Source organism: Pedococcus sp. P2_E4 (genome assembly GCF_056403935.1).
On sequence record NZ_JBFUEO010000004.1, the window covers coordinates 137,303 to 159,024 of the forward strand.

The following is a 21,722-nucleotide window of genomic DNA, read 5'->3' on the forward strand; positions in this document are numbered from 1 at the left end:
GCTGAGGGCCATGTCGCCTGCCGCGCTCTCGCGTGACCTTCCTCCCAGCCTCGGGATGACCCTTGTCGAGGGTGGCGCCGACTTCGCCGTGTATGCCGGGCACGCCGACTCCGTCGAGGTCTGCCTCTACGACACCGGTGACACCACGGGCGAGACCGAGCGCAGGGTCCCGCTCACCCAGCGCAGCTTCGGGATCTGGTTCGGCTTCCTGCCCGGCGTGGGCCCTGGTCAGCGGTATGCCGTGCGGGCCGACGGCCCGTGGCGCCCGACCGAGGGACTGCGGTACAACTCCGCGAAGGTCCTGCTGGACCCGTATGCCCGCGCGATCGAAGGCGAGGTGGCCTGGACCCCCGAGGTGTTCGCGCACCGGGTCGACGAGCGGCTCAAGGGTGACGACCTCGTCCGCTCGACGCTGGACTCCGCGGGGTCGGTCCCGCGGTGCGTCGTCGTCGACGACGCGTTCGACTGGGGCGACGACCGCCGGCCGCACACGGCGCTGGCCGACTCCGTCGTCTACGAGACGCACGTCCGGTCCCTGACCATGCTGCACCCCGACGTCCCCGACCACCTGCGCGGCACGTATGCCGGGCTGTGCCACCCGTCGGTCGTCGCCCACCTGAAGTCGGTGGGCGCCACCGCGGTGGAGCTGCTGCCGGTGCAGGCGTTCACCTCCGAGCCCGAGGTGGTGGCCCGGGGGCTGACGAACTTCTGGGGGTACAACACCCTCGGGTTCTTCGCCCCGCACGCCGCCTTCGCGTCGACGCAGGACCCGCAGGGGGCGCTGGACGAGTTCAAGGGCATGGTCCGGCTGCTGCACGCCGAGGGCATCGAGGTGATCCTCGACGTGGTCTACAACCACACGGCCGAGCAGTCCCGCACCGGGGCGTCGCTGTCGTGGCGGGGGCTGGACAACCGGGCCTACTACCGGCTCGACGACCGGGGCCAGGACATCGACGTCACCGGCTGCGGCAACACGCTCGACCTGCGGCACGCGATGGTCTGCCGGATGGTGCTGGACTCGCTGCGGTACTGGGTCAACGAGTGCCACGTCGACGGCTTCCGGTTCGACCTCGCGGTGGCCCTGGGGCGGGGCCAGAACGACGACTACGACCCCAACCACCCGTTCCTCGTGGCTCTGCGCACCGACCCGGTCCTGTCCGGAGTCAAGCTCATCGCCGAGCCGTGGGACGTGGGCATCCACGGCTGGCGCACCGGCCAGTTCCCTCCACCGTTCTCGGAGTGGAACGACCGGTTCCGCGACTCGGTCCGGACCTTCTGGCTCGACGACCTCAAGGCCGCCTCCCAGGGCCACCCCGGCCACGGTGTGCGCGAGCTGGCCACGCGCCTGGCCGGGTCCCAGGACCTGTTCGGGACCCGCGACCGTGGGCCGATCGCCTCGGTCAACTTCGTCGCCGCGCACGACGGCTTCAGCACCACCGACCTCACCCGCTACAACTCCAAGCACAACGGGCCGAACGGCGAGGGCAACCGCGACGGCAGCGACAACAACCGGTCGTGGAACCACGGGGTCGAGGGACCCGTCGAGCCGGGCCCGGCTGGCGAGGCGATCGAGGCGGCTCGCCGTCGGTCGATACGCAACCTGCTGGCGTCCACGCTGCTGGCCACCGGTGTGCCGATGCTCAACGCCGGGGACGAGTTCGGCCGCACCCAGGGTGGCAACAACAACCCCTACTGTCAGGACAACGAAACCTCATGGTGTGACTGGGATTTCGAACCCTGGCAGTCGGAACTGCTCGCGACCACCCAGTTCCTCACGAGGTTGCGCGCCGAGTTCCCCGTCCTGCGCCAGCGCGTCTTCTTCACGGGGCGCGAGGTGCACGAGGACGGCTCCCAGGACCTCGCCTGGTTCGGCGTCGACGGCGAGCCCATGGCCAACGGGCAGTGGGAGGACCCCGCCACCCGGACGCTGCTGATGCTGCTCAACGGGGCGTGGATCGGCCACCGGTCCCTGCTCATCCTGCTGCACGGCGGCACCGAACCCGCCACGGCGACCCTGCCCACGGTCCCGGGCATCACGACCTACCAGCTGCTGTGGGACTCGACCGAGGAAGCACCCGGGGACCCCGGCGAGCCTGTCGAGCCCGGCGAGGTCAAGGTCGGTCCGTCGAGCATTCAGGTCTACTGCGCCGCCGACCCCACCTGACCCTGAGGGGCCAGTCCAGCTGCCTCATCACCGAAGCACTCGTGACCTGCACGCGCCCTGGCTCGTTGTCAGGGTGGCGCCGAGGAGGATCGGCGCTCCGTGCGTAGGGGGTTCGACATGTGGCAGCGACTGCTGGACCGGTTCGTACCAGTGATGCACGACGTCCCCTCCAGGCTGGATCGCCTTGACGGCGTCGGCCTGGCGCCGGCCAGGCGCACGATGGCACACCCACGCGACTCCGCGGGCCGCGCCGGCTCCGCGGCCGCACCCGAACCCGCGAACCGCTGGCGTCGGGTCACATCAGCTGCTCACAGCCAGCGGCGCACGCGCCGGGAGTAGTCGTCATACGGCGCACCGAAACGCTCGTGCAGGAACCGCTCCTCGGGGCGGATCGCACCCCACAGGACGAGCAGGACCGCGGCCGGGAACGCCACCAGCCCCCAGAAGGTGGGCGCGAGCAAGGCCACCGCGAGGTACAGCGCGAGCAGGCCGACATACAAGGGGTTGCGGGACAGGCGGTAGGGCCCCTCCTCGATCATCGCGCGCGTCGCCTGCCCCGGGAGCAGCCCCGTCTCGTGCCGGCCGAAGAGCCACAGCGACCAGCCGTTCCACGCCACGAAGAACAGCAGCAGGACCCCACCCACCGGCAGTCGCCACCCGCCGAAGTCGACCGGGTCACCCCAGCGCTGGGTGGCCAGCCATCCGACGACGAAAGGCACCCCGATGGCGACCGGTGGCCAGAGCCGGAAGGAGACGGTCTCGTCGGATCCGCTCACGAGCCCTGCCTAGCTCCGGAACACCCACGCCGGCGCCTGTCCACCGAAGTCACTGCTCGACAGCGAGCCGGCCCCCTCCGGCAGGCAGCCGAGCAGGGGCGCACCGGCCACCCGTGGCAGGTCCTCGAGGTTCGACTCCTCGGCAAGCCCGGGCCGGGCGGGGTAGGAACCGATGACGACTCCGAGCAGCGGGAGCTTGCGTGCGGCCAGGGCCTCGGCCGTGAGCGCGGTGTGGTTGAGGGTGCCGAGGCCGGGGCTGGAGACCAGCACGTAGCCGGTGCTGAGCCCCTTGTAGCGCAGCGCACTCCCCAGGTCGGCCAGCGTGCCCCCGCGACCGTCCAGACGGACCAGCAACCCTCCGGCGCCCTCGACGAGCACGATGTCGACCTCGTGCGCGATGGCGGCGATGGCCTGGGCGTGCTCGGCGACAGGCGGCAGGGTCAGCCCCTGGAGTCGCGCCGCCGCATCCGGCGCCAAGGGCGCGCGAAGACGGACGAACTCGTGGAAGGTCACGCCCGCGTCGTCCCCGAGGAGGTGCTGGACGACCTGGATGTCGCCGTCCTCGTCGGCGGTGACCCCGGTCTGCAGGGGCTTCACCACCGCCACGGCGGCACCACGTCGTCGCAGCATGACCGCGAGAGCAGCCGTCACCACGGTCTTCCCGACCTCGGTGCTGGTGCCCGTGACGACCACGACCTTGGGCAGGGAGATGGGATCGGGCGAACTCGGGTCGGGCGAACTCGGGTCAGACATGCGCGACCAGCCCTCGGAGGACCTCGACGGCGTGGTCGAGCACGTCAGGCCCGTGGTCCGCGTGCGCGGTCAGCCGGAGTCGCGAGCTCCCGTCCGGGGTCGATGGTGGCCGGAAGCAGCCGATGCGCAAGCCCTGGGCCTCGGCGTGCGCGACGGCCGCGAGCGCGTGGGCCGGTCCGGGCATGGTCACCGAGAGGACCGCACCAGCCGGTATGCCGACGCCGCAGGCTTGCGCCAGCAGCGCCGCGTTCGCACGTGCGGAGGCCGGCAGGTGCACGTCCGCGGCGAGGACGTCGAGGGCGCCGCGCGCGGCGCCCGCGGCCGACGGCGCCAGCCCCGTGTCGTAGATGAAGGGACGCGCCGCGTTGACCAGGTGGTCGCGCACTGCCTCGTGCGCGAGGACCGCTCCGCCTTGGGCTGCAAGTGATTTCGAGAGGGTCACTGTCACGACGACGTGCTCTCGGGTGATGACGCCGGCGTGCGCCGCTCCGCCCTCACCGCGCTCCCCAACCACGCCCAGCCCGTGGGCGTCGTCGATGACCAGGATGGCACCGAGCTCCTCCGTCAGGTCTGCCAGGGCTCCGACCGGTGCAGCGTCGCCGAGGACCGAGTAGACCGACTCGGCCACGACGATCGCCCGGGGATGCGTGCGTCCCTCGAGCAGTGCGCGGACGTGGTCGAGGTCGTTGTGGCGGCTGACGGCGACGGCGCCCCGGCTGAGGCGGGCGCCGTCGATGAGCGAGGCGTGGGCGTGCGCGTCAGAGACGAGGAGCGTCTCGGAGTCGGCCAACGACGTGAGGACCGAGAGGTTGGCGTGGTAGCCCGTCGACAGCACCAGCGCGGAGCGGGCGCCGGTGAGGCGGCACAGCGCGCGCTCCAGCTCTTCGTGGATCTCGAGCGTGCCGGTGACCAGCCGGGAGGCACCAGCCCCGCCGCCGTAGGTCTCGGCCGCCGCGACGGCGCCCGCGACCACTGCCGGGTGTCGGCGAAGTCCCAGGTAGTCGTTGCCCGCCAGGTCGACCAGCTCGCCGGTCTTGAAAGGCCTCACCTCGCGGCGCAGTCCACTGCGGTCACGCTCGTCGGCTCGGTCGGCCAGCCAGTCCAGGAACGTGCTCACGCGTCCATCCTCTCAGCCGTGAACCGTGGCCACGGCCTGCACCATGGCCTCGCAGACGGTGCTCAGGTCGTCAGGAGACATGACATAGGGAGGCATCGTGTAGACGAGGTCGCGGAACGGCCTGATCCACACGCCGCGCTCCAGCGCCGCGGCCGTGAGCTCAGCGACGCGAGCCGGCTCCCGCAGCTGGACCACGCCCACTCCCCCGAGAACCCGGACGTCGGCCACGACCTCGAGATCCGCGGCGGGCTTGAGGCCGGTCGTCAGGCCCGCCTGCAGGCCTTGCACTTGGGTGCGGAAGTCGTTGTCCTGCAACAGATTGAGGCTCGCCAAGGCCACAGAGCAGGCCAACGGGTTGGCCATGAAGGTCGGCCCGTGCATCAGGGCTCCCCCTGCTCGTTCGCTGCTCACACCGACAGCCACCTCGTCGGTGCACAGCACCGCAGCCAGGGAGACGTAGCCGCCCGTCAGTGCCTTGCCGACGCACACGATGTCGGGGACGACCGCGGCCCGCTCCATCGCGAAGAGGGTCCCGGTGCGTCCGAACCCCGTGGCGATCTCGTCGAAGATCACCAGGGCGCCGTGCTCGTGCGCCAGCTCGGTGAGGACCTGCACCACGTGGGGGCTGTGGAACCGCATCCCTCCCGCCCCCTGGAGGAGCGGCTCCACGATGACCGCCGCGACCTCGTCCGCATGAGCCGCATAGAGCTCGCGGGTCTCGCGCTCCCACGCCGCCATGGCCGGGTCGTCGGCCGCGACGTCGACGCCGGCCGGCGGGACGGGTGCGAACACGTGCTCGGGCAGGATGCCGCTGAAGAGCGAGTGCATCCCGCCGACCGGGTCGGTCACGGACATGGGCGAGAAGGTGTCGCCGTGGTAGCCACCGCGGATCGTGAAGAAGCGGGTGCGTCCGGTGCCGACGCCGACCTGGAACTGCAGGGCCATCTTCATCGCCACCTCCACGGACACCGAGCCCGAGTCCGCGAAGAAGACCCGTTGCAGAGCGTCCGGGGTGAGCGCCACCAGCCGTTCCGCCAAGGCGATTGCCGGCTCATGGGTCAGGCCGCCGAACATCACGTGGCTCATCCGGAACAGCTGCGCGCGGACCGCGTCGTCGAGCTCGGGCACGGCGTAGCCGTGGATGGCACACCACCACGACGACATGGCGTCGATGGCCTCCCGGGCCGAGCCGTCCGGCATACGCAGTGACAGGCGGACCCCCGCCGCGGACTCCACGAGGTATGGCGCGGCTGCCGTTCCGGCAGCCGAGTACGGGTGCCAGAGGTGGTCCCGGTCGAAGGCCAGCAACCGGTCGACGTCAGCCATCGCTGTGGGTCTCTCCGTGGACGGCGCACTGCGCGGTCCAGCCGCGCGGGAGCACCTGCACCTTCATCCGGCGACGGCACTGGGGGCAGAAGCGAGGCGGCTCGAGGAGCAGCGCGCGGCCGCAGGCGGCGTGGTCGGTCTCCTCCCGCGCCCGGCCGCAGCGTGCGCACCAGGGGCCATCGCTCGGCATACCCGTCCCGCCCTCAGAACGTCTCGCTCAGGGCCTTGATCGGCATCTCGAGCTCGGAGAGCAGGGTGAGATCCTCCTTGGGGTCGCGGCCCAGGGTCGTGAGGTAGTTGCCGACGATCACGGCGTTGATGCCGCCCAGGAGCCCGTCGCGGGTGCCGAGGTCGCCGAGGGTGAGCTCACGGCCCCCCGCGTAGCGAAGAATCGTCCGCGGGAGGGCGAGCCTGAAGGCCGCGATCGTGCGCAGCGCGTCACGCGAGTCCATCAGGGGCAGGTCGCCGAAGGGCGTGCCCGGGCGCGGGTTGAGGAAGTTGAGCGGGACCTCGTGCGGGGCCAGCTCGCCCAGCTGCGCGGCCAGCTCGGCACGCTGCTCGAGGGTCTCGCCCATCCCGACGAGGCCGCCGCAGCACAGCTCCATGCCGGACTCCTTGACCATGAGGCAGGTGTCCCAGCGCTCCTCGAACGAGTGCGTCGTCACGACCTGCGGGAAGAAGGAACGGCCGGCCTCGAGGTTGTGGTTGTAGCGGTGGACGCCCATGTCGACGAGGTCGTCGACCTGCTCCTGGCTGAGCATGCCCAGCGAGGCGGCCACCTGGATGTCGACCTCGGCCTTGATCGCTGCGACCCCCTCGCGCATCTGGGCCATCAGGCGTGCGTCCGGACCACGCACCGCCGCGACGATGCAGAACTCGCTGGCGCCGGTGTCGCGGGTCTGGCGTGCCGCCCGGACCAGCTCGGGGATGTCGAGCCAGACGGAGCGCACCGGTGAGGTGAACTGGCCGGACTGGCTGCAGAAGTGACAGTCCTCGGGACACCCACCGGTCTTGATGGAGACGATGCCCTCGACCTCGACCTCGGGGCCGTTGAACTGCAGCCGCACCTGGTGGGCCAGCGCCAGCAGCTCCTCGAGCTCGTCGTCGGAGGTCTGCAGCACGGCGAGGACCTGGTCCTGGTCCAGCGGCTCCCCTCGCTCGAGGACCTGCTCGCGAGCGATCTGGAGGATGTCGGCGCTGACGGTTGCCTCGGCACTCATGGGAGCGAGTCTGGCGCACCGAGGGCCCATCAGTCCCGGTGTCTCACCCGCCGAGTTGCGCTGCGCGTGCACATTCGTGGCAGAAGTGGCACGAATGCGCCCGCCTGCACCGCCCGCGCGCACATTCGCGGCAGAAGTGCCAGAAATGCGTGGGCTGGCGGCCGACCACCTCGCCCGGCTAGCCCGCCTTGTTGGCCTTGAGGTCGTACGTGAAGTGCACCCCCGGCTCCACCGAGCCGTCTGCCTTCTGCGGCTTGTACTCGAGGTCGACCTTGGCGAAGGCGAGGCCGACGCTCTCCATCGTGGCGTCGCCCTCGGCACTCACGCTCGTGGAGACACTCGACACGAGGACGTCGGTCATCGTGATGACGAGGTACTCCTGCTGACCCTTGCCGGCCTTGCGCACGGTGATCGTCGCGTCCTTGATGTGGGTGCCCGTGGCGCACGCCTTCATCAGCAGCGGCGAGGCCTTGTCGACGTGGTGGGTGAAGGTGAAGTCGTGGAAGCTCGCCTTGGCCGCGCCGCCTCCTCCACCGTGTCCGGCGGTGCCGGTCTGGGACAGGCCCCAGGCCCACGACAGGACCTCGATCTCGTCCTTGTGCTTGGCATCGCGTGACTCACCCTTGATGGTGCCGATCCTGGCGAAGATCGAGGTTGCCATGACGTCCCCTCCCTACTGCGAGCCCGGCCCCATGAGGTTGGGCGGCTTCTCGCGCTTGGCTGTGTGCTCGTCGTACCAGGAGTCGTGGTCCTCGTCCTTGACGAGCCCCCGCAGCCTGCGCAGCTTGAGTCCCGTCCACCGAAGCGCCTGGGTGATGGTCCGCATGAGCCTCGCCTCCCGTTCTTGGAAGTGTCCGCCTTCGACACCTGGCGGACAAGGTCCCGGACGGTTGTCCTAGCCATTAGGGGGGAGGCACGCGGCGAGCGACGCAACTAGCGTCGTCGCACCACGCGTCCCGCGTGGGCGAATCGTGAATCCCCAAGGAGCACTATGCGTCTCATGCGAATGATCCTCGCTCCGGCCGCGGCCGGAGCTCTCATCGTGGCCAGCATGTCTGCGGCGAGCGCCGGCGAGATCACCGGCAACGGCAAGCCCCCAGGCGGCGAGGGCCTCGGCTCCGCCCACGCCAACTCCATCTGCGCCTTCTCGGGCCTGGAGGACGGCGACGGGGCCGGCTTCCCCGGTCCCGGCGGAGCGCCGCCGCAGAACTGGGGTCACGTCCAGCAGGCCGAACGTGCCCTCGGAGCCAGTGTGAAGGACCTCAAGGCGTCCGGGTTCCAGCCGGGTGACTCCTGCAACGGTCACCGCGGCTTCCTCGCGGGTGGCGGCGRAGAGCCGTAAACCGTCATACGCCTGCTTGACAGGCCCACGACGAGGCCCACTCTCCCGACCCGGGGGGGGTGGGCCTCGTCGTGGGCCTGGTCAGCACGTGGGCCTGGTCACCACGTGGGCCAGCCGGTGGAGCTGACGTACCAGACGGCCGAGGTCATCACCACGCCGATGAGCAGCGCGAAGAGCAGTCCGCCGGCCACGGGAAGGAACCACCCGGGTGCGCGCCTGGACCGCACCGCGACCACCTTGACCACCAGCGCACCGACGACGGCGCAGCCGAGGATGCCGTGCACCACCGTTCGCGTTGCCACGGGTTGTCCGCTCGCGTAGCTGCCGGTCTGCAGGCCCAGCACCCAGAGACAGTGGTAGGCGACGACCAGGATGAGCACGACGGTGATCGCACCCGAGATCCGGTGCACCGTTCCGAGCCGTGAGGGCGGCCTGATCCCCAGCTTGCCGTAGATCCAGAGCGCCCCGACGAGCTGGAGCACGGCGAGCACCCCGATCACGAGGGACAGGGCGACCTTCATCTCGATGAGGGTCGGGAACCCGAAGGTGGACGTGCCGGACGTGCTCGGGTCGTGCAGCTTGGCGAACAACCCGACGAGCAGCGCCACGACCGCACCTGCGGCAAACCCCGTCAGCGGGACGGCCATGCTCCTGGGCGGAGCGCTCTTCGCCATGGGCTCAGGATGCTCCTGACCCGCCGAGTCCGCCAGCATCGGACCGGACGCCGCTGGGCACGCTGCGCCGCGACGCCGCTGGGCTACGCGGGGCCGAGTCCGACGGCGTTGCTCCCGGGCCCATCCGGAGGTCCCGCACCTGGGGCCTTCAGCTCCACGAAGACCACGCGGGTGGGGGTGTCCCCGATGTTCTCGCCGTGGTGCTGTTGCGCGGGCAACCAGCCCACGTGCCCGGCCTCCATCGCCACCTCGCGCTCCCGACCGTCGCCCGAGACCAAGCGGCGACGGAAGGAGCTCAAGGTGTACATGACCGAGTCGGGGTGCGCGTGGGGCGTCGTCCTGTCGCCCGGCTCGTCCGTGTAGTCGAGCACACGGACCTGGTCGTTCTCGAAGATGACCCTGTAGTGCTCGGGGTTCGTGACCGCGGGATCGAGGCTCATGGGACGAGCATGCCCCTGCGCGGCGCACGGCGCAGGGGAAGCCCTGGTGGCCAGACCCGGTCCCGAGGCGTCACGCTGTGGTCATGTCCGCGGATCCGGGGTCGCGTGCACGGGCGACCGGCGGTCGGCCGGCGAGGCTTCCGCCGCGCTGGCTCATCGTGGCGTTCTGGTACGGCCATCGCGCGCTGTTGCGGGCGAGTGGTGGCAGGTTCGGCCTGTGGAAGCCGAAGCCGAGCGGCTGGGGAACCTTGCGGCTCACCACGACCGGGCGTCGCAGTGGGATGCCACGACAGGTCGTCGTCGGCTACTTCGAGGACGGCGACAACCTCGTCACGATGGCCATGAACGGGTGGGGTCCGGCCGAGCCCGCCTGGTGGCTGAACCTGCAGGACGAGCCGGACGCCATCGCCCGGACCCGCGACGGGGAACGCCTCGTGCGGGCCCACCGGGCACAGGGTGCCGAGCGCGAACGGCTCTGGTCGCGCTGGGCCGAGATCGACAGGAACCTCGACCAGTACGCCGCCCGGCGGGCCGCCGAGACTGCCGTCGTCGTCCTCGAACCGCGCGGCGCCCCGGAACCCTGACGAGCGCACCCCGCTCCACGGGACGGGCCGTGCGGCGTTCGGTTCCCCAGCGGTATGGCGGGTGCCATCGTTGGTCCATGGACGCTTACGTCGCAGCCGTGGTCGGGTTCGTCACCGCAGCAGTGCTCGCTCTCATCAACAGCTGGTTGAGCGGTCGGGAGAAGGTCGCCGAAGGCGTTCGCGCCCAACGCATTGCGGCCTATCCCACGGCCTGGCGACGCACCGGTGTCGTGTCCCGCTGGCCACGGACGGACGCCGACCGGGAGCACATCATCAGGCTCCACGAGGACCTGCGGCGGTGGTACTACGCCGAGGGCGGCATGTACCTCTCCACGCGGGCGCGCAAGCGCTACGAGCACCTCCAGCTCGTCTTCGAGGCGTTCCTGTCGCGCCCCGACGCGGTGGTCGCGGACCACTACGTGTCGCTGATGGAGGCCGCGTCCTACTTCCGCACGGGCCTGACGCAGGACCTCGAGACACGGGACCGGTCGGGCTCCATCGCGGCGATCCTGGCGTGGCGCGAGGAGCGCGAGGCCAGCAGTCGGGCCGATGCCCGGCTCCGCGCCCTCACGGCACCCGCGCCGGCGGGCCAGAGCGCGGGCGCGGGCCCGGACGGCGCTGCCGGCACCCACGTCATACACCGGCTGGGGCCGGAGGACGAGCGGATGGGCGGCGACGAGGTTCGGGGCACGACCGAGCACTGATGCCAGTGCCTCAGGCACTGGACCTCGGGTCAGCGCTGCTCAGCCACTGCCGTACGGACGGGTGATGATCTCGAGCCAGTGACCGTCAGGTCCCCCCCAGTAGAGGCCGCGGCCACCATCGGCATGGTTGATCTCCTGGGGATGCTTCTTGAAGGGATCGGCCCACCACTGGCGGCCCCCGTCCCGCAGGCGGCCCAGGATGCGGTCGAAGTCCTCCTCCCCCACGAGGAACGCATAGTGCTGGCCGTGGATGGCGCGGTCGCTGTCCATGAAGTCCAGGCTCGCGCCGTTGTCCAGCTTGAGCTCGGCAAACGGACCGTATGCCGTCGCCTCCGGCAGACCGAGCACGTCGCCGACGTCGCGAGCGGCGGCCCAGCGGTCCCTCACGTACACGATGGTGTGGTTCAGCTCGATGGTCATCAGGTTCTCCCGGGGATCGGTCCTCAGCCGGCCGTTGCCTGGTCGGTGGCGTCGGGGGCTCCGTCAGTCGCGTCGCCCTCGAACCCGACCAGCCAGTGGACCCCGTGGCGGTCGACGACCTGCCCGTCGGTCGCACCCCATGGTCGCTCCTGCAGGTCGTCGGCGGTCATGCGGTCGGATGCTACCCATCCCCGGTCGGCCAGTCCGGTCAGGCCGGGATCGGCAGCCCCTGGAGCCAAGCCTGCCAGGCCGGCTCCTMGCGGCGCACGTAGTCGGCGGCGTCGGCTGAGAAGAGAAATGCCCTGACAACCGCGGTCGACTTCCCCTCGCCATCGGCATGGGCAAAGGCCATGAGCATCCCGGGCACCGGTGCGGTGAGCCGGACCAGGGCCTGGCGCTCGCTGACGCGCTCGACCGCGCCGGTGGCGCCGCGCACGTCGACAGCCGACCCCTCGGCGCCCACACCGAGCGCGGCGCGCAGGGTCGCCCAGACCGACGCCTCGTCATCGGCGTAGGTGGCGCTGGCCTCGAGCTGGGTGGCCTCCTGGCCGGGGAAGTGCGACAGGTAGAGGCGCAGGTTGTCGAAGAACGGCATCCAGTTGGTGCCCATGTCGTCCCAGAACTCCGACTCCCAGTCGGCGCCGGTGCCGAAGCCACTGCTGGTGACCCGCACGACGCAGCTCCCCCCGGACTGCGCCTCGACGACGAACTCCGACGTGAGTGGGCTCAGCGCATCGGGCTCCTGGCCCATGAGGGCGGCCCAGTCCTCCTCGTAGACGAGGCGGCGCGGCGGGTCCCAGCCGGTGACCCGGCCGTCCGAGCCCATGTCGGGGCCCATGGTGAAGTGCAGGGCGCCGCCCTCGCGCTCCTCCATCTCGGTCGGCCCGAACCAGGCACTCATGCCCTTGGCCGTGGCGATGGCCTGCCAGACCTGCTCCGGGGTGCCCGGCACCTCGACGCTGAACTCCAAGCGGTACGGGACGTTCGGGGTCGTGCTCATCAGCTCTCCTCGGGCAGTGGGTGGGCGGCGACGACGAGCCGGTGCGGGCGCCCGTCGTCATGGTGGTAGCGAGCGGCCAGGTCGAGCACCATGGCCGTCAGGTCGTCGGCGAAGGCGGCGCGGTCGGCAGCCGAACGGAAGCCGATCTGCGTGTCGATGGTCAGCGTCGGGAGACGCTTGCCGGCGGCGCCGGCACGGCGCGACAGCGCGCCGACCTCACGCACCAGCCGGCCTGCCAACGCGACGAGGTATGCCGCCGAGAGGTGGTCGTCGTTGGCGTCCGGGTCGGCCGCTGAGGCGGTCACGGCCGCCGGCGACACGACATACGACGCCGCGGAGGCTTGGAGCACACGCTCGGTGATCCCTCCGTGCCGACGCTCCTCGGACAGCTCCACGAGGCCGTGGACCTCGAGCGCCCTGAGGTGGTAGTTGACCTTCTGGCGGGCGATGCCGACCCGGGCGGCGAGCCCGGCGGCGGAGGCCGGGACGGCCAGCTCACCGAGCAGCCGAGCCCGGACCGGGTCGAGCGCGGTGGCGGCGGCCTCCGCGTTCTCGATGACCTCGACGTCCTGCATGCCGCCATGGTGCCCTTTGACAAATATTCTTGTCAAGGGGCACAGCGCCGCTGTCAGGACCCCCTGACACAGTGGGCGGATGCTGAAGCAGGTGGCCGACGGCGTCTGGGTCCGTCAGAGCGAGTGGGTCTGGAGCAATGCCGTCGTGGTGCGCGCCGACGCAGGGCTGGTCGTCGTCGATCCGGGCATCGACGGTTCCGACCTCGGCGAGCTCGCCGACGACGTCGCCCGGCTCGGCGGCCCGGTGGTCGCCGGGTTCTCGACCCACCCGCACTGGGACCACCTGCTCTGGCACCCGCGGCTCGGGGACGTGCCGCGCTACGCCAGTGTCGCCTGCGTCGAGCTCGCCACTGCAGCCCGCGAACGAGCTCAGGCGATGGCGGCGGAGAGCGCGTCGGGCATTCCTCTCGAGCTGGTCGCCCTCCTCACCGCGCTGCCGGCGGACGGCGGTCCAGTGCCCGGCGAGATCATCGAGCACCGGGCGCACGCGGTCGGGCACGCCGCGATCCTCCTCGCGGACCGTGGCGTCCTCATCGCCGGGGACATGCTCTCGGACGAGCTCATCCCGATGTTCGACCCTCGCCAGTCGGGTCAGCTGGAGACCTACGCGAACGCGCTGGACCGGCTCGGCGAGGCCGCCGGCGAGGTCCAGGTCGTCGTGCCCGGCCACGGGGCCGTCGCCGAGGGTCCGCAGGTGGCCGCCCGCCTCGCCGCCGACCGCGCGTACGTCGACGCGCTGCGCCGCGGCGCGGAGCCTGTCGACGCACGGCTTGATCGGAACCCATGGCTCTCCGGCCCCCACCAGTCCAACGTGCAGGGGGCGCAGCAGTCCTCCGGTTGAGCCCCGGCGTCGGCGCGCGCTGGTCTCGGCGTCACCGCGCCCTGGTCTCGCCGGGGCACGCCCTGGTCTCGGCCGACTCGGAGCCGTCAGCCCCAGAACTCCCTGAGCTGCACGGCATACGCCCTGCCTTGGTCGTAGCCCGCCTGCGCGGCGGGCTGGCGCGTGGAGGGGTCCATCACGTTGTCGCCGAAGGCGTCAAGGGAGTGGCGATCCGGGACGATGGTCTCGACGCGGCTGCCACCGGCGCGCAGCTCGTCGACCTGCGCGGCCAGCTGCATGCCCCACTCCATCGGATGTCGCGACCGACCACCGAAGGGTGACAGCACGAGGACTCGCCCGGAGCCCGAGGCCAGGTCGGCGTTCTCGTTGCGGCGGTAGCCCCCGTCGATGTACCTGTCGTCGCCGATGGCGTAGGCCATCCCACTGGCGCAGCTGGCGGCAACGGCGTCAGCCAGGTCGACTCCGCTGTCGCGGTCGAACACGACCGGTTCACCGGAGCGGGCGTCGACCGCCGTGATGAGCAGCGCCCGCTCGGGCCATTGCTGGCTCGGCAGCCGTGCGGCGACCGTGGCGCGCCACTGGGTCGACCAGGACCCGTCCGCTGCGCCCTCCAGCTCCAGGGCAGCAGCACCCATCCGGCGGCGCATGTCGGCCGGGTCCGCCGCGGAGGCGATGATGCGGTTGGTCCGCTCCAGGTGGTCGGCCACCGCCGCGCGGCCAGCGCCTGTCCTCTCCGGACGTGTCGGACCAGGACGATGCACGGGCGGGGCGTCGAGGATCTGGGCAAGGAGGTCGGTCGGCCTCGCGGTGATGATCTGGGCCGCGGCCGTCGACCCCGCCGAGGTGCCGACGACCAGGTCAGCCTTGGTGACGTCCAGCCCGGCATCGAACAGCCCAGCGACGACGCCGAGCACCCACGCGTTGCCCGCCGACCCCGCACCCCCGAGGACCAGGGCGCGCCCGCTGTCGCGGCTCGTTCGGACACTGACCACCTAGGGATCAAAGCAGAGTGCGCGTGCCGGTGTCGCGACCGCGCATGGCGGTGTCGCGACCGCGCCTGGCTGTCTCTCGACCATGCGAAGTGGTGGCAGAAACGCCACGAATGCACCCGACTGCGCGGCGCGCGCGCACATTCGTGCCAGAAGTGGCACGAATGCACGCGCGGCCGTCGGCAGGTGCCTGACCCTCACCGCCGTCGGCGTCGGCCGCGCAGCAGGACCACGGAGAGCACCAGGAGCCAGACGGACCAGGCGACGTACCCGGCGAAGTTCGTCAGCTCGGCGAGGTCGAGCCCCACCGGGATGAGCACTCCGGTGGCGACCAGCGCGGCAGCGGCCGCACCGAACCACCGCACCCAGCGGGGAACACCTGCCAGCCCGCGGATGACGAGCACGGTGAAGGTGGCCGTCAGGGCGTAGCCGACGGTCTCGCCGAGCGCCTCTCCCAGCCACGTGTGCAGCGTCTCGAACGTCCGGGTCGCCTCGGCCGCCCTCGCCGGGTCCTGCGCGTCGCGGCTCAAGCCCGGGACGAAGAGGACCCACCGCGACAGGCCGACGACCTGCACCACGGCCGCGGCGATGCCGACGCCCGCCACCCAGCGACCCAACCGGCCGCCGACGAGGCGACCCAGCGCCATACCGGCGGGTGCGAGGAGGGCTGCACTGACGGCGAGGACGAGGAACCACGCACTGACCGCGGTGGCGTGCTCGCGATACGTCGCGAGGATGGTCGCGGTCGGCTCCTTGAGGATGTTCGGGTAGTCGAAGACAGATCCGAGGACGGTGAACCCTGCGGTGGCGAGCAGCGCGGCGCTCGTCATGGACGCAGCGGCCACGGCGCGGGCACCGTTGGCGTGCGTGACGGTCTGTGCGGTGTGACGTCGTGCGGTGGTGCTCATCGGGTCGGCTCCTTGGTCGTGTGCTGGGCGGTGGTGTACCACGCGAGGGTGGCGGCGAGGGCGTCGTCGAGGGGGGTGGAGTGGTTGCCGAACGTGGTCCGGTACCTGGTGTCGTCGACGACCCACGGGTCGGTGAACTGGTAGAGCGTGTGGAGGTACTCGCGCATCACCGGACGGAAGAGCCCGACCAGGCGCAGGGTGGTCGCGCCGGCGGCGAGCATGCGGGGGCGGTTCCCGGCGAGGCGGTACACGTCCTCGATGATCTGCCTGGTGGTTGGCGATCCCGCGACCGGCAGGTGCCAGACCCGGCCCAGCGCGCGAGGGTCACCGCCGAGGGTGACCAGGGCGCGTGCGACATCGGGGGTGTACGAGTACGAGTGCGGCTGGTCCGGGTCGCCCATGACCTGGGCGCGCCGTCCGCTCAGGGCGGTCCCGAACACGGTCTCGCCGAGGGCGGAGCGGGTGGCACCGGGCCCGAAGTAGTCCGAGGCCCGCCCGATGGCGACCTGGAGGCGGCCAGCGGCATGCGCGTCGAGCAGCTCGTCGGTCATCGCGGCCCGGGTCGCGGCCTTGCTCGAGGTGGGGTTCGCAGGGAGGGTCTCGACGAGCACGCGGCCGTGGGTGGGGCCGTAGGCGTAGAGGTTCTCGAGCACGACCAAGCGTGCTCCGGCGGCGTGCGCCCCAGCGACCACGGCGCGTTGCAGTGGCGGGAACTCCTGTGCCCACCGGTCGTAGCTGCCCGCGTTGAGGCAGAAGTACACGACGTCCGCTCCGGCGCACACCTGGGTGGTGAACGCGGGGTCAGTGGCGTCCCCGCCGACGAGCCTGGCCCCCTCGATCGCGCCTCGGCCGTCACGGTTGACGCCGATGACCTCCGCGCCCTCCGCGACGAGCTGCTCGACGAGGAGGCGCCCGACCTGGCCGGTGCCGAACACGACGTGGCGGCTCATGACCGGGCCTGCCTGCCGTGACGGTGAAGCGCGAGCGGCAGGACGAGGGTGAGGGCCGAGACGACGATCGCGCCACTGGAGCCGAACACGGTGAACCGCTGGCCAACCTCGACACCGACGGCGGTCGTGATGGCCCAGCCCAGCGCCCACGCACCGGTGAGCAGCAGTGGCCACAGCAGCGCGAGCGCGCGGTGCCCTGCCGCCACGAGCACGGCCGTCTGAGCCATCCCGACACCTGCGCCGGTGAAGGCGCCCTGGACGACGAGGGAACGGCCGTCCGTTGCGTACCCGACGACGCTGGCGCCGAGGGCGAGCCCTGTGGCGAAGCCGGCTGCGGTTGCCATGACCCACCCGAGAGCGGGTGGACGGCGGGTGCCCAGCGCCCACGCCTGGGCTGCGCCGAGGACGAGACCGTTGAGCGCACCGCCGGCCACCGCGCTGGCGGGGCTGTCGACGGAGCCGACGACGAGGCGGGCGGCGACACTGCCGAGGGGGAAGGCCGCGAACGTGGCCACCCAGCGGCCGGCAGCACCCCACGGGATGCGCGCCGTCACCGCAGGTGACGTGGTGGTGGTGTGGGACATGGTCACTCCTGAGGGGTGCGGGTTGTTGAGGTGGTGGCGATCGAGGCGACGTATGCCGCGAGCAGGCTGTCCGGGTGGTCGACGAGGTGGTCACGGGTCAGGACCGCGACGCGGTCGTGGTCGCCCGCCTCGTGTGCGGCGGTGATGGCGACCAGCTGGCGGTCCCGTGTGGTTCGCGCCACCCGGGCGGCGTGTGCCAGGTGGTCCGCGGGTGAGGTGCTGCCGAGCGCCGCGACGAGCAGGCCCACGGGGGTGGTCGGTGGTGCCTCGGCGAGCGCGTGGTGGAGGCCGGGCAGGTCACCGGCCACCAGGAGGCGGACCAGGGTGTCGTCGTCGGTGCTCATGGGGCCAACGGTCCTGCGTGGCGCTGACGATGCGCTGACGGCAGCCACCGGCGTCCTGACGGCAGCCACCGGCGTCCCGACGAACCACCGTGAGGCCGAGGACACCGCAGTGCGTGGGTACTACTGTCGCGACATGTTCGAGGTGTCGGTCCTCGGCCCGGTCGAGGTGCGTCGTGACGGCGTCGACGTCCCCGTGCCGTCGGGTCGGACCACCGACGTCCTGGTGCGCTTGGCCCTCGACGCTGGCCGGCCGGTGCCCGTGGACAGGCTCCTCGACGACGTCTGGCAGGGCGAGGTCGGCACCTCGCGCAACACCTTGCAGTCGAAGGTCTCGCAGCTGCGCCGCGCCCTGGGCGGCGCGGAGGCTGTCACCGCCGGTCCTGCCGGATACACCCTGAACGTCGACGTTGAAGGGGTCGATGCGCTGGTCGTCGCAGAGCTGGCTGCGCAGGCGAGTGAGGCCCGGCTCTCCGGGGACCACGAGACGTCGAAGGAGGCGGCGACCAGCGCCCTGGCGCGATTTCGTGGGGACGTGCTGTCCGGCGCGGGCGACGCCCCATGGATCCACCCGCACCGGACCAGGCTCGAGCAGCTCCGGCTGGGGCTCGTAGAGGACCAGCTGGCCGCCCGGGTGGCACTCGGAGGTGGCTCCGACGTCATCGCTGACCTGACCAGCCTCGTGGATGCGCACCCGCTCAGGGAGGGGTTGTGGTCGTCACTGATCACGGCGCTGTACCGATCGGGTCGGCAGGCCGAGGCCCTCGCCGCGTACACCCGGGTGCGGACCCTGCTGTCCGACGAGCTCGGCGTCGAGCCGGGGCCGGGTTTGCGCCGCCTCGAGGAGCAGATCCTGCGCCAGAGCCCAGCCCTGGGCGACAGGGAGGTCGTGCTCCTGCCCCCTCCGGGCAACCTGCCCTCACTGGTGGCCGATCTGGTCGGCCGGACCGACGACCTCGCCACCCTCGACCGGCTCGTCGCCGACCACCGCCTCGTCACCATCACCGGCACGGCCGGGGTCGGCAAGACCCGCACGGCGATCGAAGTAGGACGCCACCTGACCGCCTCGGGTGGGGTGTGGCTCGTGCGGTTGGATGCCGTCGCCGACGGGCGGGACGTGGCGCGTGCCGTCGAGGAGACGCTCCACGTGAGCGGTGGACAAGCCGCCCTGGTCGACCGTCTTTCATCAGCCGACGCCGTCCTGCTCCTCGACAACTGCGAACACGTCGTCGACGCCGTCGCCGGTCTGGTCACGGGCCTGCTCGACGCTGCGCCGACGCTGCGGGTCCTCGCCACCAGCCAGGTGGCCCTGCGTCTCGACGGGGAGGTCACCCATCCGTTGGAACCGCTGACCCAAGCGGATGCTGCGGTCCTCTTCGTCGATCGCGCCACCCGCGCCCGTGCCACCGCGGTCGCCAGCGACGACGACGAGGCCATCCAGGCGCTGTGCGCGGCGCTCGACGGGCTGCCGCTGGCCATCGAGCTCGCGGCCGCCCGCGTTCGGTCGTTGTCCGTGCAGGAGGTCGCGCGGCGCCTGGACGAGCACAGGTTCACCCTCCTGCGCGACCCCACCAGCCGCGCCCCCCAGCGCCGTCGCACGTTGGGCGCCGCCATCGGGTGGAGTTATGACCTGCTGTTTCCCGACGACCAGCGCGGGCTCTGGGCCCTGGCCGTCTTCGCCGGCGGTGCTCCGCTGCCGGCGGTCGAGCACGTCCTCGGCGTGCTGGGAGTGCCCAGCGGGGCAGCGCTCGACGTACTCGACCGGCTCGTCGAGCGCTCCCTCCTCACGGTCGAGATCGGAGCCGGTGGTTCGGTGCGGTTCCGGCTGCTGGACAGCATCCGGGCCTTCGCCCTCGACAGGCTGACGGCTGCGGGGGTCGAGGACGTCGCGCGCTTCGCGCACGCGCAGTGGTGGGACCGCGAAGCGTCCATGTGTCGCGGGCTGGTCCGCGGGCCCGGGCAGCCGGACGTCCTCGACGTCGTCCGCTCCGACCGCGCCAACATCGACGCCGCCCTGGCCTGGACATCGACGCATGACCCCGGCATGGGGCTGCGCACCGCGGTCGGCTTCGCCTGGGCCTGGGTCGTCCTGGGTGACGGCGTTGCCGGCTCAGCTCGCCTGCGAGAGGCGTTGGGAGCTGCCGGACCGGACCCCGATCGTGCCCTCGCGCTCGACGCACTGCTCGTAGCCGGGTGGCTGGAGGCGTCCGCGGGCAACGTCTCCCGGGCCCAGACCGACCTCGACCAGGCAGGCATCCTCGTCACCGCCGAGGACGACTCCGGCCGCGCGGACCTGCACCTCCACCTGGCGTTCCTCCGCATCCAGCAGGGACGCCCGGCAGACGTCCTCGGCGAAGCCGGCGCGGCACTCGCCCTCGACCGAGACCTCGGGCGCACATGGCACGTCGCCGCCAGCCTGTTGTTGTGCGCCTACGGCTCGATCATGGTCGGCGACACCGGGGCCGCATCGGCATCGGCGCAGGAAGCCCTCGACCTGCTCACCACCCTCCGCGACCCGTGGGGGCTCGTCCACGCGGGCGGGATCCTCGGCGCGGTCGCCCAGGCCGAGCACCGCTTCGACGACGCGGCGGCCGCCCTGAGCGCGGCGGCGCAGGAGTCGGAACGCAGCGGCTTCCTCGGCCAGGCGGCACTGCACCTCGCCCGATGGGGGCGCGTCGAGCAACAGCGCGGCAACCTCGACGCGGCCATCACCACCCTCGAGCGCGCCCTCGCCGCCGCCCATCGCGACGGCGACCAGCGCATCGCCGCCACGGCCCGAACCACCTTGGCCCGCATCCTGCGGGCGCGCGGCGAGGTCGTTCCTGCCCTGGCGCTCCTGCAGCTCAACGAGGCCTGGTACGACACCGCAGGCGGCGACGGCGCCCTGCTCACCAGGGCCCTCCTCGCGGCGCTGACCCAGGACGTTGGCGTACCGGGACCGAACCCATCCAGCGTCCTGGACGCGACCACCCTGGCTGGAGACGCCGAGGCGCGCCTGGTCGTCCTGGATGCCCTCGCCCGCGGCGCCCTCGAGCGAGGCGACGTCACTGACGCGTCGCGGCTTCTCGCCCTCGCCGACGAGCAGCACGAAACCATGCGTCACGTCGTGGACGACGCCGACCGCATCGACGCCGTGGCCGTGCGCGCAGCGGTCACGGGGTCGTGAGGTCCGCGGCCCCCTTCGGCGCTGGCGCACATTCTTGGCAGAAACGCCACCAATGCACCCGCTTGCGCGGCCCCCGCGCACATTCGTGGCGAAAGTGGCAGGAATGCACCTCACTGCCGGCGGGGGCTCGCCCAGAGGCGCCGAAGGTCAGTGGACGGAGGCCAGCAGAGCCCCGACACCGACGAACAGGCCGCCGAACAGGCGGTTGAGCCGACGCTGGCCGCGCTCGTCGTGGGTCAACCGGCGCAGGCCGCGCGCGGCCACCGCGAAGACGAACCACATGACCAGCACGTCGACGACGACCACCGTGGTCGCGAGCACGGCGTACTGCGTCACCAGCGGACGGTCGGGGCGGATGAACTGCGGGGTGAACGCGAGGAAGAAGACGACGGCCTTGGGGTTGGTCAGGTTGACCAGCACCCCACGCCGGAACATCGTCCAGCGGGATGCCTTGGCCTGGCGGTCGGCGTCGTCACCGTCGGCCCGAGCCTTCGACAGGAACTGGCGAACCCCGAGGAACACCAGGTAGGCGGCGCCCGAGTACCTCACGATGTTGAACAGCACCGGCGACTCGGCGACGATCAGCCCCACCCCGGCGGCCACGACGGCGATGTGCACCAGCAGGGCGAGCTGCTGCCCGGCGATGCCCCAGATCGAACGCGCCCAGCCGACACCGATCGAGTTGGCCATGGTGTTGATGGCACCAGCGCCCGGGGTCAGGGAGATGAGCACGGCGGCGCCGACCAGGGCGAGCCACAGCGACAGGGACATGGCTAAATTCTAGGGTCGCCGCGACGCCGCCTCGGACCACGGCCACCATGCGGTCACCACCACCAACGGGTATGCCG

Annotated in this window: 26 protein-coding genes; 6 read left to right on the plus strand and 20 right to left on the minus strand. The window is 71.6% G+C overall.

Annotation, left to right across the window (positions count from 1 at the left end; genetic code table 11):
• Nucleotides 1–10: 10 nt before the first annotated feature.
• Nucleotides 11–2,164: a glycogen debranching protein GlgX gene (gene glgX, locus AC1DV7_RS03900; protein WP_477594777.1), complete on the plus strand. Its 2,154-nt coding sequence runs from the start codon at nucleotides 11–13 to the stop codon at nucleotides 2,162–2,164.
• A 308-nt stretch (nucleotides 2,165–2,472) separates the two neighbouring features.
• On the opposite strand, the gene AC1DV7_RS03905 is transcribed toward glgX, so the two are convergent.
• The 8 genes from AC1DV7_RS03905 to AC1DV7_RS03940 all read right to left on the minus strand — a co-directional run bounded on the left by AC1DV7_RS03905 (nucleotide 2,473) and on the right by AC1DV7_RS03940 (nucleotide 8,182).
• On the minus strand, nucleotides 2,473–2,940 hold the full coding sequence (locus AC1DV7_RS03905) for a methyltransferase family protein (RefSeq protein WP_477594778.1): 468 nt from the start codon (nucleotides 2,938–2,940) through the stop codon (nucleotides 2,473–2,475).
• A 9-nt stretch (nucleotides 2,941–2,949) separates the two neighbouring features.
• Nucleotides 2,950–3,693 carry a dethiobiotin synthase gene (bioD, locus tag AC1DV7_RS03910; RefSeq protein WP_477594780.1) on the minus strand — a complete coding sequence of 248 codons (744 nt, stop codon included), beginning with the start codon at nucleotides 3,691–3,693 and terminating at the stop codon, nucleotides 2,950–2,952.
• Nucleotides 3,686–4,810, minus strand: a complete 1,125-nt coding sequence (locus tag AC1DV7_RS03915) for an 8-amino-7-oxononanoate synthase (RefSeq protein WP_477594781.1) — start codon at nucleotides 4,808–4,810, stop codon at nucleotides 3,686–3,688. Before AC1DV7_RS03915 ends, bioD begins: the two co-directional genes overlap by 8 nt.
• A gap of 12 nt (nucleotides 4,811–4,822) precedes the next feature.
• Entirely contained in the window at nucleotides 4,823–6,136 is a 1,314-nt protein-coding gene (locus tag AC1DV7_RS03920) for an adenosylmethionine--8-amino-7-oxononanoate transaminase (protein WP_477594783.1), read from the minus strand.
• Nucleotides 6,129–6,326, minus strand: coding sequence for a biotin synthase auxiliary protein BsaP (gene bsaP, locus AC1DV7_RS03925; protein WP_477594785.1), 198 nt, complete (start codon nucleotides 6,324–6,326; stop codon nucleotides 6,129–6,131). The genes AC1DV7_RS03920 and bsaP overlap by 8 nt, the downstream gene beginning before the upstream one ends.
• A gap of 13 nt (nucleotides 6,327–6,339) precedes the next feature.
• On the minus strand, nucleotides 6,340–7,356 hold the full coding sequence (gene bioB / locus AC1DV7_RS03930) for a biotin synthase BioB (RefSeq protein WP_477594787.1): 1,017 nt from the start codon (nucleotides 7,354–7,356) through the stop codon (nucleotides 6,340–6,342).
• Nucleotides 7,357–7,534: 178 nt separating this feature from the next.
• Entirely contained in the window at nucleotides 7,535–8,017 is a 483-nt protein-coding gene (locus AC1DV7_RS03935; protein ID WP_477594789.1) for an Hcp family type VI secretion system effector, read from the minus strand.
• Nucleotides 8,018–8,029: 12 nt separating this feature from the next.
• Complete coding sequence (locus AC1DV7_RS03940; RefSeq protein ID WP_477594791.1) at nucleotides 8,030–8,182, minus strand: hypothetical protein; 153 nt, start codon at nucleotides 8,180–8,182, stop codon at nucleotides 8,030–8,032.
• A gap of 174 nt (nucleotides 8,183–8,356) precedes the next feature.
• Between AC1DV7_RS03940 and AC1DV7_RS03945 the strand changes: the two genes are divergently transcribed.
• Nucleotides 8,357–8,698 carry a hypothetical protein gene (locus AC1DV7_RS03945; protein WP_477594792.1) on the plus strand — a complete coding sequence of 114 codons (342 nt, stop codon included), beginning with the start codon at nucleotides 8,357–8,359 and terminating at the stop codon, nucleotides 8,696–8,698.
• Between the two features lie 98 nt (nucleotides 8,699–8,796).
• Here AC1DV7_RS03945 and AC1DV7_RS03950 read toward each other — a convergent pair whose 3' ends face one another.
• On the minus strand, nucleotides 8,797–9,372 hold the full coding sequence (locus AC1DV7_RS03950) for a DUF6529 family protein (protein ID WP_477594794.1): 576 nt from the start codon (nucleotides 9,370–9,372) through the stop codon (nucleotides 8,797–8,799).
• A gap of 83 nt (nucleotides 9,373–9,455) precedes the next feature.
• A complete protein-coding gene (locus AC1DV7_RS03955; protein WP_477594796.1) occupies nucleotides 9,456–9,812 on the minus strand; it encodes a cupin domain-containing protein in 357 nt (118 codons plus the stop codon).
• Between the two features lie 83 nt (nucleotides 9,813–9,895).
• On the opposite strand from AC1DV7_RS03955, the gene AC1DV7_RS03960 reads away from it, so the two are divergent.
• Together AC1DV7_RS03960 and AC1DV7_RS03965 are read left to right on the plus strand one after the other, a co-directional pair.
• Nucleotides 9,896–10,396, plus strand: a complete 501-nt coding sequence (locus AC1DV7_RS03960) for a nitroreductase/quinone reductase family protein (RefSeq protein WP_477594798.1) — start codon at nucleotides 9,896–9,898, stop codon at nucleotides 10,394–10,396.
• Nucleotides 10,397–10,473: 77 nt separating this feature from the next.
• On the plus strand, nucleotides 10,474–11,100 hold the full coding sequence (locus tag AC1DV7_RS03965) for a hypothetical protein (protein ID WP_477594800.1): 627 nt from the start codon (nucleotides 10,474–10,476) through the stop codon (nucleotides 11,098–11,100).
• A gap of 39 nt (nucleotides 11,101–11,139) precedes the next feature.
• Here AC1DV7_RS03965 and AC1DV7_RS03970 read toward each other — a convergent pair whose 3' ends face one another.
• From AC1DV7_RS03970 to AC1DV7_RS03985, 4 genes are read right to left on the minus strand one after another with little or no spacing between them, the layout of a single operon-like run.
• Nucleotides 11,140–11,520 carry a VOC family protein gene (locus AC1DV7_RS03970; RefSeq protein WP_477594802.1) on the minus strand — a complete coding sequence of 127 codons (381 nt, stop codon included), beginning with the start codon at nucleotides 11,518–11,520 and terminating at the stop codon, nucleotides 11,140–11,142.
• A gap of 23 nt (nucleotides 11,521–11,543) precedes the next feature.
• Entirely contained in the window at nucleotides 11,544–11,690 is a 147-nt protein-coding gene (locus AC1DV7_RS03975) for a hypothetical protein (protein ID WP_477594804.1), read from the minus strand.
• Nucleotides 11,691–11,728: 38 nt separating this feature from the next.
• Nucleotides 11,729–12,520 carry an SRPBCC family protein gene (locus tag AC1DV7_RS03980; protein ID WP_477594806.1) on the minus strand — a complete coding sequence of 264 codons (792 nt, stop codon included), beginning with the start codon at nucleotides 12,518–12,520 and terminating at the stop codon, nucleotides 11,729–11,731.
• Nucleotides 12,520–13,095 (minus strand): ArsR/SmtB family transcription factor, encoded by a 576-nt coding sequence (locus AC1DV7_RS03985; protein WP_477594808.1) that lies wholly within the window; start codon nucleotides 13,093–13,095, stop codon nucleotides 12,520–12,522. The genes AC1DV7_RS03980 and AC1DV7_RS03985 overlap by 1 nt, the downstream gene beginning before the upstream one ends.
• Before the next feature lie 79 nt (nucleotides 13,096–13,174).
• Here AC1DV7_RS03985 and AC1DV7_RS03990 point away from each other — a divergent pair, with 79 nt between their 5' ends.
• On the plus strand, nucleotides 13,175–13,936 hold the full coding sequence (locus AC1DV7_RS03990; RefSeq protein WP_477594810.1) for an MBL fold metallo-hydrolase: 762 nt from the start codon (nucleotides 13,175–13,177) through the stop codon (nucleotides 13,934–13,936).
• 86 nt (nucleotides 13,937–14,022) lie between these two features.
• Here the strand turns inward: AC1DV7_RS03990 and AC1DV7_RS03995 are convergent, their stop codons facing one another.
• The 5 genes from AC1DV7_RS03995 to AC1DV7_RS04015 form a co-directional block, all read right to left on the minus strand.
• Complete coding sequence (locus AC1DV7_RS03995) at nucleotides 14,023–14,928, minus strand: patatin-like phospholipase family protein (RefSeq protein ID WP_477594812.1); 906 nt, start codon at nucleotides 14,926–14,928, stop codon at nucleotides 14,023–14,025.
• Nucleotides 14,929–15,122: 194 nt separating this feature from the next.
• Entirely contained in the window at nucleotides 15,123–15,833 is a 711-nt protein-coding gene (locus AC1DV7_RS04000) for a DUF4386 family protein (protein WP_477594814.1), read from the minus strand.
• Entirely contained in the window at nucleotides 15,830–16,783 is a 954-nt protein-coding gene (locus AC1DV7_RS04005; RefSeq protein WP_477594816.1) for an NAD-dependent epimerase/dehydratase family protein, read from the minus strand. The genes AC1DV7_RS04000 and AC1DV7_RS04005 overlap by 4 nt, the downstream gene beginning before the upstream one ends.
• A complete protein-coding gene (locus AC1DV7_RS04010) occupies nucleotides 16,780–17,367 on the minus strand; it encodes a hypothetical protein (protein ID WP_477594818.1) in 588 nt (195 codons plus the stop codon). The genes AC1DV7_RS04005 and AC1DV7_RS04010 overlap by 4 nt, the downstream gene beginning before the upstream one ends.
• A gap of 2 nt (nucleotides 17,368–17,369) precedes the next feature.
• Nucleotides 17,370–17,711, minus strand: coding sequence for a hypothetical protein (locus AC1DV7_RS04015; protein WP_477594820.1), 342 nt, complete (start codon nucleotides 17,709–17,711; stop codon nucleotides 17,370–17,372).
• On the opposite strand from AC1DV7_RS04015, the gene AC1DV7_RS04020 reads away from it, so the two are divergent.
• A complete protein-coding gene (locus AC1DV7_RS04020; RefSeq protein WP_477594836.1) occupies nucleotides 17,710–20,874 on the plus strand; it encodes a BTAD domain-containing putative transcriptional regulator in 3,165 nt (1,054 codons plus the stop codon). The two genes, AC1DV7_RS04015 and AC1DV7_RS04020, sit on opposite strands and share 2 nt — an antisense overlap.
• A gap of 147 nt (nucleotides 20,875–21,021) precedes the next feature.
• On the opposite strand, the gene AC1DV7_RS04025 is transcribed toward AC1DV7_RS04020, so the two are convergent.
• Nucleotides 21,022–21,645, minus strand: coding sequence for a LysE family transporter (locus AC1DV7_RS04025; protein ID WP_477594822.1), 624 nt, complete (start codon nucleotides 21,643–21,645; stop codon nucleotides 21,022–21,024).
• Between the last annotated feature and the right edge of the window lie 77 nt (nucleotides 21,646–21,722).